This is a genomic window from Erythrobacter insulae, from assembly GCF_007004095.1.
GTDB classification, from domain to species: Bacteria; Pseudomonadota; Alphaproteobacteria; order Sphingomonadales; family Sphingomonadaceae; genus Erythrobacter; species Erythrobacter insulae.
Genome location: NZ_VHJK01000001.1, coordinates 1,046,411 through 1,062,445, shown reverse-complemented (window position 1 = coordinate 1,062,445; position 16,035 = coordinate 1,046,411). Strand labels below are relative to the sequence as shown.

Sequence of the window (16,035 nt, the reverse complement as noted above, 5' to 3'; positions counted from 1 at the left end):
GGGAATGGAACATTGGCACAAACGGTAATCAAGCGGGCACTGCTTTCAGTGTCCGACAAAAGCGGACTTGCGGATCTGGGCAAGGCATTGGCCGCGCGCGGTGTGGAACTGATAAGCACCGGCGGAACGGCACGGGCATTGCGTGATGCCGGTCTCGAGGTGCGCGATGTGTCTGACCTCACCGGGTTTCCAGAGATGATGGATGGCCGCGTCAAAACGCTGCATCCCACAGTCCATGGCGGGCTGCTGGCGCTGCGCGATAATGATGAACACGTCGCGGCGATGAAAGAACACGATATCGGCGCGATCGATCTGGTTGTGGTCAATCTGTATCCGTTTGAAGCCACCGTTGCGAAAGGCGCAGAGCGCGCCGAGATCATCGAGAATATCGATATCGGCGGACCAAGCATGGTGCGTTCCGCTGCCAAGAACCACGGTTTTGTCACGATCATGACGGACGCCGCCGATTACGCCGAGCTGCTCCAAGAGCTTGACGCGCATGACGGCGCAACGTCGGATGCGTTTCGTATCCGCATGGCAGGCAAAGCCTATGCGCGCACGGCCGCGTATGACAGCGCGATTGCGAGCTGGTTTGCCTTTGGCGATGCGTTCACCAATCCGCTCGGCGCCGATGCGCTGAAAGCGACACCGTTCCCTGATACGATGCCGATGGCGTTCAAACGCGAGGACGAGCTGCGCTATGGCGAGAACCCGCATCAGTCCGCAGCGATCTATGTTCCCCAAGTCACCGGCACACGCGGCGTTGCGCAGGCAGCCCAATTGCAGGGCAAAGCGCTCAGCTACAACAATCTCAATGATGCGGATGCCGCGCTTGAGCTCGTGGCGGAGTTTGCCGGCGGAGAGCCTGCCGTTGTGATCGTCAAACACGCAAACCCTTGCGGTGTTGCGCAAGGCGTTTCGCTCATCGAGGCATGGAATGGTGCGCTTCAATGCGACAGCGTTTCGGCATTTGGTGGGATTGTGGCCGTGAATACGGAGCTGGACGGAGCCACCGCCGAGGCGATTGCCAGCATTTTCACCGAAGTCGTGATCGCGCCTAAAGTCAGCGCCGAAGCGCGGGCGGTTTTTGCCAAGAAAAAGAATTTGCGCATCCTTGAATGCGGAACGCTTCCCGATCCGCGCAGGGATGGTTTTGCAATGAAAACCATCGCCGGGGGTATGCTGATCCAGAGCCGCGACAACGGCGCGGTATCGATGGACGATTTGAAGGTTGTAACCAAGCGCGAACCGACAGCGCAGGAATTGAAAGACTGCCTGTTTGCCTGGACCGTGGCGCGGCATGTCAAATCGAACGCGATTGTTTATGCCAAAGACGGCGCAACTGCAGGGATTGGCGCAGGCCAGATGAACCGCCGCGATTCCGCGCGAATTGCCGCGATCAAGGCAAAGGAAGCGGCCGAGACCTATGATTGGCCGAGCGCCCGTACCGTGGGCAGCGCGGTCGCATCAGATGCATTTTTTCCGTTTGCAGATGGCCTGATTTCGGCTGCGGAAGCAGGCGCGACAGCGGTTATTCAGCCGGGCGGGTCAATCCGCGATGATGAAGTGATCGCGGCCGCTGATGAAGCGGGCCTTGCGATGGTGTTTACCGGGATGCGGCATTTCAGACATTGATATCGTTGCGCCCTCATGCGCCGGGCCGCAAGGGCGCCCGCCCGCCCGAAGCGCTGTAAGGCGCGAGGAAATCGCATCGCGGATGCGGTGCGCTTTGATAAACGCAACTTTCCCTGGTTCCAGACGTAACTAAATCCGACTGCGCGGCGAATAGCCCGCATGACAGCTGCATTCATCCTCGCGAAAGTTCGCGGGGTGCAATGGGCCGATTGAGACACGCCAGACGCCAGAGAACAACCATGAGCCTTTTTACCCCTGATCTGTTTCGCAACTTTGTTGTCGGCTTTGCCGTCGGCGCAGTGATCGTCGGAGCGGCGACGATAGATCAATGGTCGGATCAGATCGCTCCCCCGGCTCAGGCTGCTGCTCCGTTGGAGGCTCCGCAACCTTCGGATGATTTCTGGAGTATTGCCGAATGAAACGCGCTCTTGCCCTTTCGCTCGCCGCTGCTGCTCTCAGCCTGTCGGCCTGCTCTTCGCCTGCCTTCGCACTGGAAGAACCCGTCAATGCGCCCGCGCCAAAGCGGATCGCCAAAGAAGGCGCCGGCCTTAAAACAGCAATCTTTGCCGGCGGCTGTTTCTGGGGTGTCGAAGGGGTCTTCAGCCATGTCAAAGGCGTGAAATCGGCGGTTTCGGGCTTTCATGGCGGCGCTGCTGGTACCGCGAGTTACAATCGGATTGTGACAGGCGGCACAAACCACGCCGAAGCGGTGATGATCACCTATGATCCTTACGTAGTCCGTTATGATGAGCTGCTGCGGATATTCTTTTCCGTCGTTACCGACCCGACGTTGAAAAACCGGCAGGGCCCCGATGTCGGCGCGCATTATCGCAGCGCCCTTGTGCCCATGAACGCCGAACAACGCGCGGTTGCGCAGGCTTATCTGAAGCAGATGGGTGCTTCGAATGTGTGGAAGAGCCCGATTGTCACGCGGATTGAAAAGCATCGCAAATTCTACGCTGCAGAACAATACCATCAGGACTTTATGGCGAAGAACCCCAGCCACGGTTATATCGTGCGGTGGGATGCGCCCAAAGTGCGCGCGTTAAAAGTCATGTTCCCAAGCGATTACCGCGCCAATTTCCTGCGCGACGCAAGCTGACGCAGCCGCGCCTTGGCGACACGGGCAACCGCGCCTATATTGGCGAATATGGCACACGATCATTCGCATCACGAACATAGCGGCGAAACACTTGTCGAGGCGGCGCGCAATGCGTTGACCGCGTCTGGCGAGCAATGGACGGGGATGCGCGAAACGGTGTTTTCCGAGCTTTCCAAGCACGATCGCCCGGTTTCCGCTTATGACATTGCCGACAATCTCTCTGCAGCTCGGGGTAAACGCGTCGCGCCCAACAGCGTCTATCGAATTCTGGACCTGTTTGTGACCAACAATCTGGCGCTGCGGGTGGAAAGTTCAAATGCTTATCTCGCCAACACCCACCCGGGCTGCGAGCATGATTGCATCTTTCTGGTCTGCGATGAATGCGGCGACGCCACGCATATTGATGATGAGGAAGTCAGCCGCACGGTACGCTCTCTGGCCGCCGCCAAGAACTTTAAACCGGAACGTCCCGTGCTCGAGATTCGCGGCCTGTGCCAAGCTTGCGCATAAGCGCAGGTGCGAGAATCGGTTTGTCGCGCGCGGTTGACGCTAGGGAATTCGTCAAAAATGGACACTTCGGCGGCAGGGCGTTCTCTGCGGGCGACAAAGCGTTTATCGACAGTTCGGTTTTGAGGGTGTAAGGCGAATTCTATGACTGAATCGCCTAAAACTCCGCTTCTCGATCAAGTGCCGACGCCGGATGAGCTCCGTGAATTAAAGCCCGAGCAACTGCGTCAACTCGCAGACGAACTTCGCACTGAAATGATCGATGCTGTCAGCACGTCTGGCGGCCATCTTGGCTCTGGGTTGGGCGTGGTCGAATTGACCGTGGCGATCCATTATGTGTTCAACACTCCCGACGATAAACTCGTGTGGGATGTTGGCCACCAGTGTTACCCGCACAAAATCCTGACCGGGCGGCGCGATCGCATCCGCACCTTGCGCCAGGGTGGCGGCCTGTCCGGCTTTACCAAGCGCAGCGAAAGCGAATACGATCCGTTCGGCGCCGCGCACTCCTCTACCTCGATTTCTGCCGCGCTTGGCTTTGCCATGGCGAACAAGATGAATGACAAACCGGGCCGCGGTATTGCCGTGATCGGCGATGGCGCGATGAGCGCGGGCATGGCTTACGAAGCGATGAACAACGCGGCGCAGGCGGGCAACCGGTTGGTTGTGATCCTCAATGACAATGACATGTCGATTGCGCCGCCCGTAGGCGGGCTATCGGCGTATCTTGCGCGCATGGTATCTTCCAGCGAGTATCTCGGCCTGCGCAGCCTCGCATCGAAAGCGGTCAAGAAAATGAGCCGCCGCATGCACGAAGGCATCCGCAAGGCGGAAGAATATACGCGCGGCATGGTCACCGGCGGAACTCTGTTTGAAGAGCTCGGCTTTTATTATGTCGGCCCGATTGACGGGCACAATCTGGATCACCTTATTCCAGTGCTGGAAAATGTGCGCGACACGTCCGAGGGGCCTGTCCTGATCCATGTCGTGACGACCAAAGGCAAAGGCTACAAATTCGCTGAGGAAAGCGCCGACAAATATCACGGCGTCCCGAAATTCGATGTTGTCACAGGCGAGAAAAAGAAAAGCGCCGCTGGCCCGCCCGCCTATCAAAACGTGTTTGGCGATACTCTGGCCAAGCTCGCTGAAACGGATAGCCGCATCTGCGCCATCACCGCTGCGATGCCTTCGGGTACCGGAGTTGACCGGTTCGCGCAGGCGCACCCCGAACGCAGCTTTGATGTCGGCATTGCCGAACAACACGGCGTCACCTTTGCCGCTGGCCTTGCCGCGCAAGGTATGCGTCCTTTTGCGGCGATTTATTCGACCTTCCTTCAGCGCGCCTATGATCAGGTGGTCCATGATGTCGCGATCCAGAACCTGCCAGTGCGGTTTGCGATTGACCGTGCCGGTCTAGTCGGTGCGGATGGCTGCACCCATGCAGGCGCGTTCGACATCACCTATCTGGCGACCCTGCCGAATATGGTAGTGATGGCGGCCGCTGACGAAGCCGAACTGGCACATATGACCTACACTGCGGCCCAATATGACGAAGGCCCGATCGCTTTCCGTTACCCGCGCGGCAACGGGACTGGCGTTGCAATGCCGGAAACGCTCGAAAAGTTCGAAATCGGTAAAGGCCGGATCGTGCGCGAAGGCACAAAGGTTGCGATCCTGTCCCTCGGCGCGCGTCTGGAAGAGGCGAAGAAGGCCGCTGATACGCTGGAGGCCAAGGGGCTTTCGACAACGGTAGCCGACATGCGCTTTGCCAAGCCGCTCGATGAAGATCTGATCGCCAAACTGATGCGCGAGCATGAGGTGGTGATCACCGTGGAAGAGGGCGCAATCGGCGGCCTCGGCGCGCATGTTTTGACATTTGCTTCGGATGAAGGGCTGACAGATAACGGCCTCAAAGTCCGCACGATGCGTCTGCCCGATACCTTTCAGGATCATGACGATCCAATGAAGCAGTACGACGAAGCAGGGCTGAACGCGCCGCAGATTGTTGAAACGGTGCTTAAGGCGCTGAAACACAATTCCGCGAACGTAAGCGAAGAGGCGCGGGCTTGAGTGAAGCACGACAGCGAGTACCATGAATGCCATAACAAACTGAGGTTACGGGAATTTTCAAAACTCAAGTACGGCGATCCCCGTGGATTTCTTGCCAGGCTTCGTAAGTTTCAAGAAGAGAATAGCCTAGCACTTGGCAACAGCCCTTGCGAAGTTCGTAACCTTCGTACGAACCTCCTTAAACCTGAGCGTGAAAGGCGGGACGCGGCGCTTTTTTGTGTAGGGCTTTCAGAGCTAATGAATTGTGAAGTTCGCTTTGCCACGGTCGAAGATCAAGATTACGACTTTGTCGCTAGCTCACAAGAAGCCGACGCAGGATCACTCCCGAAATTCTGCCCGGTACAGCTTAAGGAGGTCGTTCCGTCGCATCTTAATGCGAATGCCAGCATAGAGCGGGTACTGAAAATGCTGACCAAATATGTCGATTCTCAAGACCTCGTGGTTGCAATCAAATTTAACAAAGCTGCTCACTTCAATCCCGTTACATTGGAGGTTCCGGCTGAACTACAGCTTCGAGGCATCTGGGTGTACGGCAGCATTGCGGCAGACCAATCAGAATGGGCAATTTGGGGTAATTTCATTGACAGGAAACCTGTCACTGCTGGATTGCGCTATGGTTATCCATCTTCGTAAGCTCAGGTTAGAAACTTCAATACGCTGGCGCTTAAACGACAAACAGGGATAGCCTGAATGACTCTACTCAAAATCACCGCTGACGGCCCTGTCACCACGCTAACCCTTGATCGCGCTGAAACGATGAACCCCTTGGGATCGCCCGGTGATGGAGACGCGTTTCGCACCGCTTGCGATGCCATCAACCGCGACATGGCCACTCGCTGCGTTATCCTGACCGGGGCAGGCCGCGCATTCAGCGCGGGCGGCGATATCAAGGCGATGCGGGACAAAACCGGCACATTTGGTGGCACGCCGCCTGCCATTTCCGATGGCTATCGCGACAATATCCATATGATGCTGCGCGCGCTGCACACCATTCGCGTCCCCGTAATCGCGGCGGTCAATGGTCCGGCCATCGGGCTGGGCTGTGATGTTGCCTGTCTCGCCGATATCCGGATCGCTTCGGAAAAGGCCAAGTTTGGCGTCACATTCCTGAAACTCGGCATTATTCCCGGCGATGGCGGCACATGGATCCTGCCGCGTGTTATCGGGATGAGCCGCGCTTCCGAATTGTTTTACACCGGTGACGTCATCGGCGCGGATCAAGCGCTCGAATGGGGGCTGGTCAGCCGCGTGGTGCCGCACGATGATTTAATCGCAGAGGCGCAGGCGATGGCGCAAAAAATTGCCGCCATGCCGCCCCATTCGCTTCGCCAGTCCAAAATGCTGCTGCGCCAGGGCAGCCAGATCAATTATGATACCGCGCTGGAAATGGCGGCGAACACTCAGGCGATGATGCATCATACCGCAGACCACGCAGAGGGCGTCGCGGCCCTGATCGAAAAGCGCAGTGCCGAATTCAAAGGCCAATAGGGCGCGCAAAGCATGATCTGGCTGCGTTTTGCACTTGTCACAGTGGCGACGTTTTACATCACTGTGCTGGCGGTCCTTTGGGCGTTTCAATCGCATTTCATCTATCCGGCCCCGCAAAGCCCTGCGCCGCTCACACCCGGATATCAGGATGTTACCCTGACAACGTCAGACGGATTGGCGCTCCGTTCATTTTACCGCGAAGCGCGCGAGGGATTGCCCACGATTGTGTATTTCCATGGCAATGCCGGGACATTGGAGGCGGCCAGTGTCTCCAACGCAGTCTTTGCGGATACCGGATTTGGCATTCTGATGGTGGAGTATCGCGGCTATGGCGGCAATCCCGGCGATCCAACTGAAACGGGGTTTTACCGTGATGGCGATGCGGCGATTGCATGGCTTAAAAAGAATGACGTTGCGCCCAATCAGCTGGTGATCGTGGCAAATTCGATTGGCGGGGGCGTCGGGACTGAAATGGCGCTTCGTCATAATCCGGCTGCGCTTGTCCTCATCGCGCCGTTTACGTCTTTGCCCGATGCTGCGCAGGACAATCTCTGGTGGCTGCCTGCGCGGCTGCTGGTTCGCGAACAATATGACAATGCCGCCAAGATACCGCAGCTCAATCTGCCGATCCTGATCCAGCACGGAACCGCAGACCGCGTGGTTCCCTACGAACATGGCCGCGCCTTGTCACAGCTTTCGCCGCGCGCCGATTTCCAATCTCACGAAGGATCAGGCCACGGGCTTAGCTTTACCACCCGTTCCAAAGAAGGGCGGCGCGACTGGATATCGCAGCAACTCGGTCTGACGCCTTAGAACCAGCGCCAGATCCCTGCTGGAATTCCGCCAAGTGGCATGTGCAGCCAGCTGAAAAAGACAAAAAAGATGAGGCCTACTGTCCATGGCAGCGCGCCCGCGCCTGCCAGTCCGCTCCACCGCGGCCAATAGCTCGTCTTGCTTTCCCATTCTTGCCATGCTGCGCCCATCAGCGCCTGTTTCTTGCGATCCTGCAGATGCGCACCAACCAATGCGAGCACGCCCATTGCCAGCGCGGTGATCGTGGTGCGCCAGCTGTAATGGATGGCAATGTGTGATGCCGCCCAAAGCGCAAAACCCCACATCATCGGATGGCGCGTAATCTTGAACACGCCTTTCGGCTCTGCGCGCGCCTGCTCCTCGGCTTTTGGTGTGGGCAGCGCCGGGTTGCCGATGACCGACCCTGCAAACAGGATCATCGCCGGCAGCGTCAGCAGGGTGGCGATCGCCCAGCCAATATCGCCCGATCCGGAAAGATCCGCAGCCGGGCTGTCTTTGAATGCAAAATAGACCCAGGCGAGCGCCGCGAAACTCACCACGGAATAGGCGATTTGAAAACCGATATCGCCCAGCGTTTTGACGAGCGAAGCGCGAAGCGGGTGCGACATCGCGAAATGGGTCCCGACAAACGCGATGTTGGCAGCAACAAGCTCGGTCAATGCAGACATTTCATCCCCCCGCGCAATGGCGCGCTATTCAGCGATCCCGATCAGCTCCACTTTAAAAACCAGCGTGGCATTGCCGGGGATCGGACCTCTTCCGACAGGACCATAGGCCAAATCGGCAGGGACTGCGATTTCAATCGTCTCTCCCACACCCATTTGCGGAATTGCCATCTGCCAGCCCGGAATCAATCGGCCGAGCGGAAACGTTGCCGGTTCGCCGCGCGGATACGAGCTGTCGAATACGGTTCCGTCGATCAATTTGCCTTCGTAATGGACGGTTACGACATCCGCGACGCTCGGCCTTTCATCTGAGCCATTGTACTCGGTCCAGCGCCAGCGAAGCCCGCCATTCATCTGGCGCCACCCATCCGCCGCCGTCAGGCCGAACAGATAGGTTTGCTGCGCAGAGTGCCACGCAAGATCATTCTTCGCTTGCTCGGCAGAGCCATCTGCCGGATCAGCCGCCTTGGCGCTTTCATCTTGGGCAAGCAGCGGCGTGGCCGCCATCAGCGCCGCAGTAACAGCCGCAAAAGCCAGGCCCCGCATCACCAATCATACGCCTTTGGCAGATCGCTTTCATCAAGATCGCGGTAACGGTCTTTCAGGCGGCTTTGGTGGCTGCCCAGTGGTTGTTCGACGCCGCCGATATACACCTTGGTCGGCACCGTCGTCACTTCGAGCGGGTCGCCATCCCAGATCACCACATCGCCCAATGCGCCTTGTTTCAGCACACCGGCAATACCGCCCATGCCGCTGATTTCGGCGGGGATTGAGCTGATCGAGGCGAAAGCCTCAGCCCAGGTCAGGCCCGAGGCCCCCGGCATTTTTGCAAGGCCGACAAGGTTGCCAGCCTGCTGGGCAAGGCGGCGCGGGTTTTCCATGCCAGCAGCATTCAGCCCGACTTTCACGCCTGCACTTTTCATGCGACCCACATTGCTTTGCGTGGATGCAAGCTGGTCAAAACCGGTTGGCAGAGCATCGAGCGGATCGGCCAGAACCGGCACGCCCGCAGCGGCGATTTCATTCGCGACCATCCAGCCTTCACTGACGCCGACCAGCACCATGTCGAGGCGGGGAAATTCGGATTTAAGCGCGAGGGCGCTGCGAATATCAGCGGCACGTTCAACCGCGACAAACAGCTTCTGCGTGCCAGCAATGACCGGCTTCAGAGCCTCGGCATCAAAGCGGTTGAGCAGCACTTCGCCGTCAACCGTGATCTCGGTTGTTTGCGGGGTGCCGGTGCCTGAAAGCGCCCGAGCCTCCCGTAAGGATGCGCGGAACAAAGTGTAGGTCGCAGCGCGGCTGCCGCCGGCGCGGCGCGCCCCACCTTCTCCCAGATCGACCATCTGGAATGCACGCGCTTTTACAATCGGGGTGCCATCGGCATCCAGATCAATGATCGCGCCTTGTCCGGCAAAAATCGAAGCGGCAGGAAGCGTCGTGGTCGCAGCGCGGGTAATCCCGGCAGCGCGGTGGATCAGAATGTTCTGCGAATTCGGGTTCACCGCCGGTGCCACGTCAAGCGATGCGCTGAACGGAGCGCCGCCAGCGCGGCTATCATTGGATTCGCTCACTGCGCCGACATCGACAAGACCCAGCGTGGTGACCGTCGCGAAGATGCCGGGTGTTACCCAAGCGCCTTTTGCATCCACCACCGTGTCCGATGCGAACGATCGTCCGCCCGTGGAACCGGCATAGGTGACACGGCCATTTTCAACCACGACCACGCCGTTTTCGATCGGTTCGCTGCCGTCGCCTGTAACAACGGTGGCGTTGGTGATGACGACATCTTGCGCCGCAAGAGGCGAAGCGGAAAGCGCGATGGCGCTTGCTGCGAGTGTCAGAAGGCGCTTCATTTCACATCTCCTTCACCCGGCTGGCCAAGCTCGAAATCGCTGACCGGACGGCGTTTTCGGTCCATCGCATCAAACATCAATGCGCCATCAATCCAGACCTTTTCCGGCCGCGAATAAACAGACAGCGGATCGCCATTCCACAGCACAACATCGGCCATTTTGCCGCTCTCGAGGCTGCCGGTCATATCGTCGATGCCCATGGCTTTGGCTGCGTTGAGCGTGATCCAGCCGATCACATCCGCATCCGAAATCTCGATGCCCAGGCGTTTGCCTGCGGCCTGAGCTTTGGCGGCTTCCTGGTTGAGACGTTGAATATCGTTCTGGCTGTCCGAATGGATGACGACGCAAGCGCCCTCTTGCTGAAGCAGCGCGGCGTTTTCCATGATCGCGTCATACGCTTCCATTTTAAACCCGTACCAGTCGGCCCAGATCGCGCTGCACACGCCGTTTTCGCGCAGCAGATCACCGATCTTATAGGCCTCTACCGCGTGGTGAAATGCGGTCACTTTGTAGCCGACCTCTTTCGCCATATCCATCACCAGCGCCATTTCATCGGCGCGGTAGCAGTGGTTGTGGACGAGGATTTCGCCTTCGAGCACGCCTTTCAGCGTTTCCTTGCCCAGATCGCGTTTGGCGTCTTCATCATTGGCGTAATTGATCGCGTCATACCACGTCTGGCGGTTGACCGCGAAATTGCCCATGCGGGTGGACGGCTTGCGTCCGCGTCCGCCATAAACACGCTTGGGATTTTCGCCGCAGGCCATTTTAAAACCATAAGGCGCGCCGGGGAATTTCATGCCCTGCACCGTGCGGCTGGGTACGTTTTTGAGCGTGACCGAACGCCCGCCCATCAGGTTTGCCGAACCGGGCAGAATTTGCAGAGCGGTGATCCCGCCATTGGCCATCGCCCGGCTGAAACCGGGGTCTTGCGGCCAGACCGAATGTTCGGCCCAGACATCGGGCGTGGTGGGGGCGGTTGCTTCGTTACCGTCGGAATGTGCATCCACACCGGGCGAGGGGTAATCGCCAAGGTGCGAGTGAATGTCGATGATACCGGGGGTGACAAATTTACCGCTGCCATCCAGCACGGTGTAGCCTGCGGTCGAGAGGTCGCTGCCGCCAACGGCTTCGACTTTGCCATCGCGGAACAGGACAGTGCCGCCTTCGATCCGGTTTCCGGCACCGTCATAAACGGTCGCCCCTACAAGAGCGGTGGGGGCGCCGGGATACGCGCTATAGGTAGAGGGGAATGGCCCTTCCGCTTCGGTTTTGGCGGCAAAGCGCGGCGCATCATCCGAACCGCTATCATCGCCAGCCGTATTGGCCGAACCGGTGGTGGCACAGCCGGCCAGCGCAAACGCGCTGACGGCCGCAATCAAGACTTTCTTCGTCACATTCATTCCCCTGTTGGTTTCAGGCCGATTGAGTTGCCAAATTATTGGGCCGGATGCGTGCCAGCGGCCGCCGGTTCGCCAAGCTCGGCTTCGCCAGCAATATGATCGCCCTCTTCATCTTTCAGAGTGTCGAGATGCATCAGCTTCTTGACCAGCGGGCTGACGAAGCAGACCAGTACGCCAACAACCAGCGCGACCAGACCCATGCTCCAATACGCTTCGAGCGCGCCTTCGCGGGTCATATTGCCGCCTTCGCCTTCACCCATGAGCGATCCCATGAAGCCTGCGACATAGTTGCCGCCAGCCGTGCCAAAGAAGAACGCCGCCATCATCAGGCTCGCCATGTGTTTGACCGAAAGCCGGTTCATCGCCGACAGGCCGACGGGCGACAGGCAAAGCTCGCCCGTGGTCGACAGCAGGTAGAAGATGAACAGGAACAGCACCGGCATCATGATCGCGCCAGCCTCGCCCGTGGTGCTGAAGTTTTCAGCGCCCCAGACCATCACAATGAATGCGAGACCCATCTGCGCGATACCCAGACCCATCTTTGCAGGCGTGGAGGGTTCAATCCCCTTGCGCGCCATCCACTGCCACAGACCGGCGAACAGCGGGCCGAGCAGGATGATATAAATCGGGTTGATCGATTGGAAGAAGGTGGTCGGAATGCCGCCTTTGTCCACGTGGCGATCGGTGAACAGGTTGAGCGAGCCGCCCGCCTGTTCAAACAGACCCCAGAACAAGGGCATCAGCAGGATCAGAAAGATCATTGCAAACACCCGCTCGCGCGCTTCCTTATCCAGCTTGAACGCTTCGAACAGCACATAAGCGAGCAGAGCGATACCCGAAGCCAGCAAAATGCCGCCGACAAGGCTTTGATACTGGATCAGGAACCAGATCACCGCAACACCCGCAAAGCCAACGCCGTAAAGCAGCCATTCGAGATTGATGCCCGCGACTTTTTCTTTGAGCTTGGCAGGGTTCGGGCTTTCGCCTTTCCCTTTCAAAAGCGGTTTGCCGATGATGAATACGATCAGACCGAGCAGCATACCGAAACCGGCCAGGCCAAAGCCCAATGCCCAGCTAACGGTTTCACCCAGATACGCGGCGATCAGAACGCCCGCTGCCGCGCCGAGGTTAATGCCCATATAGAAAATCGTATAGGCGCTATCACGGCGAATATCGGTGCGCGGGTACAGCTGACCCACGATCACCGAGATGTTTGCCTTCAGAAAGCCGGAGCCGACAATGATCAACGCCAGAGCCAGCCAGAAAATGTTGAGCGTCGGATCGTTCGCATAGCCCGATCCGTCACCTTCGAACGCCATAAAGAAATGGCCCAGTGTCAGCAGGACAGCGCCGAACAGCACCGCTTTGCGCTGGCCCAGATACCTGTCAGCCAGCCACCCGCCGAGCACCGGCGTGATGTAAACAAGGCTGGTATAAGCGCCGTAGATCAGGTTCGCGCTGCCATCGGAATACATCCAATGTTTGACCAGATAGAGCGTAAGCAATGCGCGCATGCCGTAATAGGAGAAACGCTCCCACATTTCGGCAAAGAACAGCATGTAAAGGCCCTTGGGATGGCCCATGACCTCTTCTTGCGGACGGGTAACCGCCCAAGCGCCGCCGATTAGAAAGATGCCGAGGACAATCGAGGCCACAACCATGGCCCAGTCCCCATATCCCCACATTGCAAATTCTTTAAGTTCGCCCATTTGGCTGATCCCCGTCTTGTTCTGTATGCGCCGGCTCCCAAACAGGTCCCTCCGCACGCTTTAAGCGGCGCACCCTAACGTGTGTTTTGGCGGTGTGAAGCCTTTGTTGCACGGTTCATCGCAAGCGATCCGATGCACGCGCAGATGCGGGGAACTTGACGCGCCTCGCTGTATTATGGCACTGATGCACTTAGCGAGGATGCAATGACCCAATCACGACCCGTCTACCTTAAACTGCGCGATCAGATCGCTGCGGCGATTATCCAGGGCGAATATGCCGAGGGTAAGATGCTGCCATCGGTGCGCGCCTTGGCAGCGGAGCAAGGGGCAAACCCGCTTACCGTGGCCAAAGCGTATCAGCAGTTCCAGAATGACGGCCTGGTCGAGGTTCAACGCGGGGTGGGCATGTATGTCGTCAAAGGCGCGGCAAGCCAGCTTAAAGAGCGCGAAAAACAGCAATTTCTGAAAGAGGAATGGCCGGAAATCCGCGCCCGTATCCGCCGGCTCGGGCTGGATCTGGCAGAATTGGCGGAGTGCACCTGATACGGCATGCGTTGTGCCGTCTCACGGTGTGCCGTATTGAGAAAAGCGCAACTTTATCGACCACTTCCCTTGCCAGACGCGCGCCTGCGTGGCAGCACGATAGGATGAAAGCCTTTCGGGTCGAGGCTAAAATTGGGGCATTGGCGAGATGGCTAGGGGGCTGTGTCGTTACGATCACCGGGAGGCCAAAAACATGATCAGGTCTGAGCTTTTGCAGGAACTGCATAAAGACAATCCAGAATTGCGTGCCGAAGAAATCGAACAAGTGGTCGATATATTCTTCGACGAGATCTCGCAGCGACTGGCCGAAGGCGGCCGGGTTGAATTGCGCGGTTTTGGCGCCTTTTCCACGCGCGAACGCGAGGCCCGCACCGGCCGCAATCCGCGCACAGGCGAATCGGTTGAAGTGCCCGCCAAACGGGTGCCGTATTTCAAAGCCGGTAAAGAGATCCGTCAGCGTCTGAACGAAGGCTAAAACCGCCTTCTTGCGTCACAATCAGGCCGCAGCGCGTTCCAGCGTATCATCACTACGCTTGGCCGAAGGAAGCCTGCGTTCGCGGTCCAGCGCGGCAAACACCAGATCGACAATCCGCTCTGCCCCGCCGGTTGTAGAGATATCGACCGGCATCATGCCCAGTTTGGTAAACTCATCGAGCCCTTCTGCGCCCGGCAGCGCGATAATCCGCGCGATTGACGGCAGACGGTCTTCTACCAAGGGGGCGAGTTCGCGGGATATTTTCAGATTTCCGGTCGCCACGACCGCGACTTCGCGTTTGCCCATCCCGATTGCATCCCAGCTGCGCGGATCACCCGCATTCGCCTGATGCACGAAATATCCGTCTGCCAGCGCTTTTTCAAAACGCTCTACATTGGGTTCCACCGCCAGATAGCCGATCTCGTTGTAGCTTAGCGCATCGGCCACCGCCCGGCCCGCTGGCCCCAGACCGATGATGACCACCGGTGCATCGTCGCCATCGAGTTTGCGATCCGCCGGACCGGTGCGCAATTTGCCCGCGAGTTTGCGTCCGATATTGGACACGAGCGGCGTCACCGCCATGCTGATAGCAATCGCCGAAACAAGGATGGAGAGCGCCTCGCTATCGACCAGTCCGGCAACCGCAGGCATGGCAAACAGCACGAGGGCAAATTCGCTGCCTTGGCCCAGCAAAAAACCGAGCTGGATCGATCCCGGTACGGACCATCTGTTGGCGAGCCCGGCCAAGACATTCAGGCCGCATTTAATCGCGATCAGACCGACCGCCGCAGCGATGACCACCATCCAGTTTGCCGCGATGATGGCGGGATCAATGCTAAGCCCGACCGAAATGAAAAAGAAGCTGAGAAACAGGCCGCGAAACGCATCAATCTCTGTCTGGACCATGATCCGATACCGCGAATCCGCGACCGCCATTCCGCCGAGAAACGCGCCCAGCGTCAGCGAAAGCCCCGCAACCCCTGTCGCCCATCCGGCGGCCAGCGCGATGAACAATGCTGTCGCTGTGTAAACCTCGCTGCTGCCTGCGCGCGCAATAAGCCGAAATATCGGCCCGATCAGGTACCGCGCAAACAGGACGGCAATCGCAAAGGCGGCCAAGGCCTTTAGCCCGGCGAGGCCCAATTGTGGCGCAATCGCTCCGCCGCTGCCCAATGCCCCTGCGGCGACCAGCAACAGGATGGCGGCGATATCCTGAAAAATCAGGATGGACTGCGATGCGCGGCCCACAGGGCAATCTTCCTGATCGCGTTCGCGCACCAGCCCGATGACAACCGCAGTGGAGGACAGGCCCATCGCAAACCCTCCGATGATCGCGAATTCTGCGGGTAACCCGATGGTCCAGAACAAAGCGGCGAAGCCCCCGCCTGCGACCAGCATCTGCAAACTGCCGAACCCGAAAATATTGGCCGCCTCTGCCCGGATCCGGCCCAGCGAAAAATGCAGGCCCAGATTGAACAGCAAAAACATCACCCCCGCTTCGGCCATGGCCGCGACGACTGGTCCGCTGAAATCATCGGCAAAGCCAAGCGCGGCAATCCCAAGCCCGAGGCCAAGATAACCGACAATCGGATTGAGCCGGCAAGCGCGCGAGACGAGCGCTGCACCGATCCCAAGCCCCAGCAGAATGATCGCCGGTTGGATGGTCGCAACCACTGAATGCGCGTCGTGAACTTCGCCAGCCATAGTCGCCCCTGAAATTTCCGCTCGGCCAAGAGCGCGTGCCTGGTTTGAGAAATGGAGGCTCACGCCGC

16 protein-coding genes are annotated in these 16,035 nt (G+C 58.5%); 10 read left to right on the top strand and 6 right to left on the bottom strand.

Annotated elements, in window-relative coordinates:
* The first annotated feature begins 12 nt into the window (after positions 1–12).
* From purH to FGU71_RS04990, 8 genes are all read left to right on the top strand, one after another.
* Positions 13–1,635 (top strand): bifunctional phosphoribosylaminoimidazolecarboxamide formyltransferase/IMP cyclohydrolase, encoded by a 1,623-nt coding sequence (purH, locus tag FGU71_RS05025; protein WP_142787539.1) that lies wholly within the window; start codon positions 13–15, stop codon positions 1,633–1,635.
* A gap of 239 nt (positions 1,636–1,874) precedes the next feature.
* Positions 1,875–2,054, top strand: a complete 180-nt coding sequence (locus FGU71_RS05020) for a hypothetical protein (RefSeq protein ID WP_142787538.1) — start codon at positions 1,875–1,877, stop codon at positions 2,052–2,054.
* The gene (gene msrA / locus FGU71_RS05015) at positions 2,051–2,737 is read left to right on the top strand and encodes a peptide-methionine (S)-S-oxide reductase MsrA (protein WP_142787537.1); all 687 of its coding nucleotides are present in this window, start codon (positions 2,051–2,053) and stop codon (positions 2,735–2,737) included. The genes FGU71_RS05020 and msrA overlap by 4 nt, the downstream gene beginning before the upstream one ends.
* A gap of 48 nt (positions 2,738–2,785) precedes the next feature.
* Positions 2,786–3,247 carry a Fur family transcriptional regulator gene (locus FGU71_RS05010; RefSeq protein ID WP_142787536.1) on the top strand — a complete coding sequence of 154 codons (462 nt, stop codon included), beginning with the start codon at positions 2,786–2,788 and terminating at the stop codon, positions 3,245–3,247.
* 141 nt (positions 3,248–3,388) lie between these two features.
* Positions 3,389–5,314, top strand: a complete 1,926-nt coding sequence (gene dxs / locus FGU71_RS05005) for a 1-deoxy-D-xylulose-5-phosphate synthase (RefSeq protein ID WP_142787535.1) — start codon at positions 3,389–3,391, stop codon at positions 5,312–5,314.
* Positions 5,315–5,947, top strand: coding sequence for a hypothetical protein (locus tag FGU71_RS05000; protein ID WP_142787534.1), 633 nt, complete (start codon positions 5,315–5,317; stop codon positions 5,945–5,947).
* A 57-nt stretch (positions 5,948–6,004) separates the two neighbouring features.
* Positions 6,005–6,802, top strand: a complete 798-nt coding sequence (locus tag FGU71_RS04995; RefSeq protein ID WP_142787533.1) for a crotonase/enoyl-CoA hydratase family protein — start codon at positions 6,005–6,007, stop codon at positions 6,800–6,802.
* 12 nt (positions 6,803–6,814) lie between these two features.
* Positions 6,815–7,615, top strand: coding sequence for an alpha/beta hydrolase (locus FGU71_RS04990; protein ID WP_142787532.1), 801 nt, complete (start codon positions 6,815–6,817; stop codon positions 7,613–7,615).
* Here FGU71_RS04990 and FGU71_RS04985 read toward each other — a convergent pair.
* The 5 genes from FGU71_RS04985 to FGU71_RS04965 are packed head-to-tail and all read right to left on the bottom strand — an operon-like array spanning position 7,612 to position 13,245.
* Complete coding sequence (locus tag FGU71_RS04985; RefSeq protein WP_142787531.1) at positions 7,612–8,283, bottom strand: NnrU family protein; 672 nt, start codon at positions 8,281–8,283, stop codon at positions 7,612–7,614. The genes FGU71_RS04990 and FGU71_RS04985 overlap by 4 nt on opposite strands.
* A gap of 24 nt (positions 8,284–8,307) precedes the next feature.
* Positions 8,308–8,826 (bottom strand): FKBP-type peptidyl-prolyl cis-trans isomerase, encoded by a 519-nt coding sequence (locus tag FGU71_RS04980; protein ID WP_234035648.1) that lies wholly within the window; start codon positions 8,824–8,826, stop codon positions 8,308–8,310.
* On the bottom strand, positions 8,826–10,136 hold the full coding sequence (locus tag FGU71_RS04975) for an amidohydrolase family protein (protein ID WP_142787530.1): 1,311 nt from the start codon (positions 10,134–10,136) through the stop codon (positions 8,826–8,828). The genes FGU71_RS04980 and FGU71_RS04975 overlap by 1 nt, the downstream gene beginning before the upstream one ends.
* Complete coding sequence (locus FGU71_RS04970; protein WP_234035647.1) at positions 10,133–11,530, bottom strand: amidohydrolase; 1,398 nt, start codon at positions 11,528–11,530, stop codon at positions 10,133–10,135. Before FGU71_RS04970 ends, FGU71_RS04975 begins: the two co-directional genes overlap by 4 nt.
* Positions 11,531–11,571: 41 nt before the next feature.
* Positions 11,572–13,245, bottom strand: a complete 1,674-nt coding sequence (locus FGU71_RS04965) for a peptide MFS transporter (RefSeq protein WP_185960198.1) — start codon at positions 13,243–13,245, stop codon at positions 11,572–11,574.
* A gap of 204 nt (positions 13,246–13,449) precedes the next feature.
* On the opposite strand from FGU71_RS04965, the gene FGU71_RS04960 reads away from it, so the two are divergent.
* Both FGU71_RS04960 and FGU71_RS04955 read left to right on the top strand, forming a co-directional pair.
* Entirely contained in the window at positions 13,450–13,788 is a 339-nt protein-coding gene (locus FGU71_RS04960; RefSeq protein WP_142787528.1) for a GntR family transcriptional regulator, read from the top strand.
* Positions 13,789–13,981: 193 nt separating this feature from the next.
* Positions 13,982–14,263 (top strand): integration host factor subunit beta, encoded by a 282-nt coding sequence (locus tag FGU71_RS04955; RefSeq protein WP_142787527.1) that lies wholly within the window; start codon positions 13,982–13,984, stop codon positions 14,261–14,263.
* 21 nt (positions 14,264–14,284) lie between these two features.
* Here the strand turns inward: FGU71_RS04955 and FGU71_RS04950 are convergent, their stop codons facing one another.
* Entirely contained in the window at positions 14,285–15,967 is a 1,683-nt protein-coding gene (locus FGU71_RS04950) for a cation:proton antiporter domain-containing protein (RefSeq protein ID WP_142787526.1), read from the bottom strand.
* Positions 15,968–16,035: the final 68 nt, after the last annotated feature.

What these genes read in the sequence shown, in the direction of transcription:
- FGU71_RS04985 (WP_142787531.1), bottom strand. Translation starts at nt 8,283, where the DNA reads ATGTCTGCATTGACCGAGCTTGTTGCTGCCAACATCGCGTTTGTCGGG.
- FGU71_RS04955 (WP_142787527.1), top strand. Translation starts at nt 13,982, where the DNA reads ATGATCAGGTCTGAGCTTTTGCAGGAACTGCATAAAGACAATCCAGAA.
- FGU71_RS04995 (WP_142787533.1), top strand. Translation starts at nt 6,005, where the DNA reads ATGACTCTACTCAAAATCACCGCTGACGGCCCTGTCACCACGCTAACC.
- FGU71_RS04965 (WP_185960198.1), bottom strand. Translation starts at nt 13,245, where the DNA reads ATGGGCGAACTTAAAGAATTTGCAATGTGGGGATATGGGGACTGGGCC.
- dxs (WP_142787535.1), top strand. Translation starts at nt 3,389, where the DNA reads ATGACTGAATCGCCTAAAACTCCGCTTCTCGATCAAGTGCCGACGCCG.
- FGU71_RS04950 (WP_142787526.1), bottom strand. Translation starts at nt 15,967, where the DNA reads ATGGCTGGCGAAGTTCACGACGCGCATTCAGTGGTTGCGACCATCCAA.
- FGU71_RS05010 (WP_142787536.1), top strand. Translation starts at nt 2,786, where the DNA reads ATGGCACACGATCATTCGCATCACGAACATAGCGGCGAAACACTTGTC.
- FGU71_RS05020 (WP_142787538.1), top strand. Translation starts at nt 1,875, where the DNA reads ATGAGCCTTTTTACCCCTGATCTGTTTCGCAACTTTGTTGTCGGCTTT.
- FGU71_RS04990 (WP_142787532.1), top strand. Translation starts at nt 6,815, where the DNA reads ATGATCTGGCTGCGTTTTGCACTTGTCACAGTGGCGACGTTTTACATC.
- FGU71_RS04980 (WP_234035648.1), bottom strand. Translation starts at nt 8,826, where the DNA reads ATGCGGGGCCTGGCTTTTGCGGCTGTTACTGCGGCGCTGATGGCGGCC.
- FGU71_RS04960 (WP_142787528.1), top strand. Translation starts at nt 13,450, where the DNA reads ATGACCCAATCACGACCCGTCTACCTTAAACTGCGCGATCAGATCGCT.
- msrA (WP_142787537.1), top strand. Translation starts at nt 2,051, where the DNA reads ATGAAACGCGCTCTTGCCCTTTCGCTCGCCGCTGCTGCTCTCAGCCTG.
- FGU71_RS04975 (WP_142787530.1), bottom strand. Translation starts at nt 10,136, where the DNA reads ATGAAGCGCCTTCTGACACTCGCAGCAAGCGCCATCGCGCTTTCCGCT.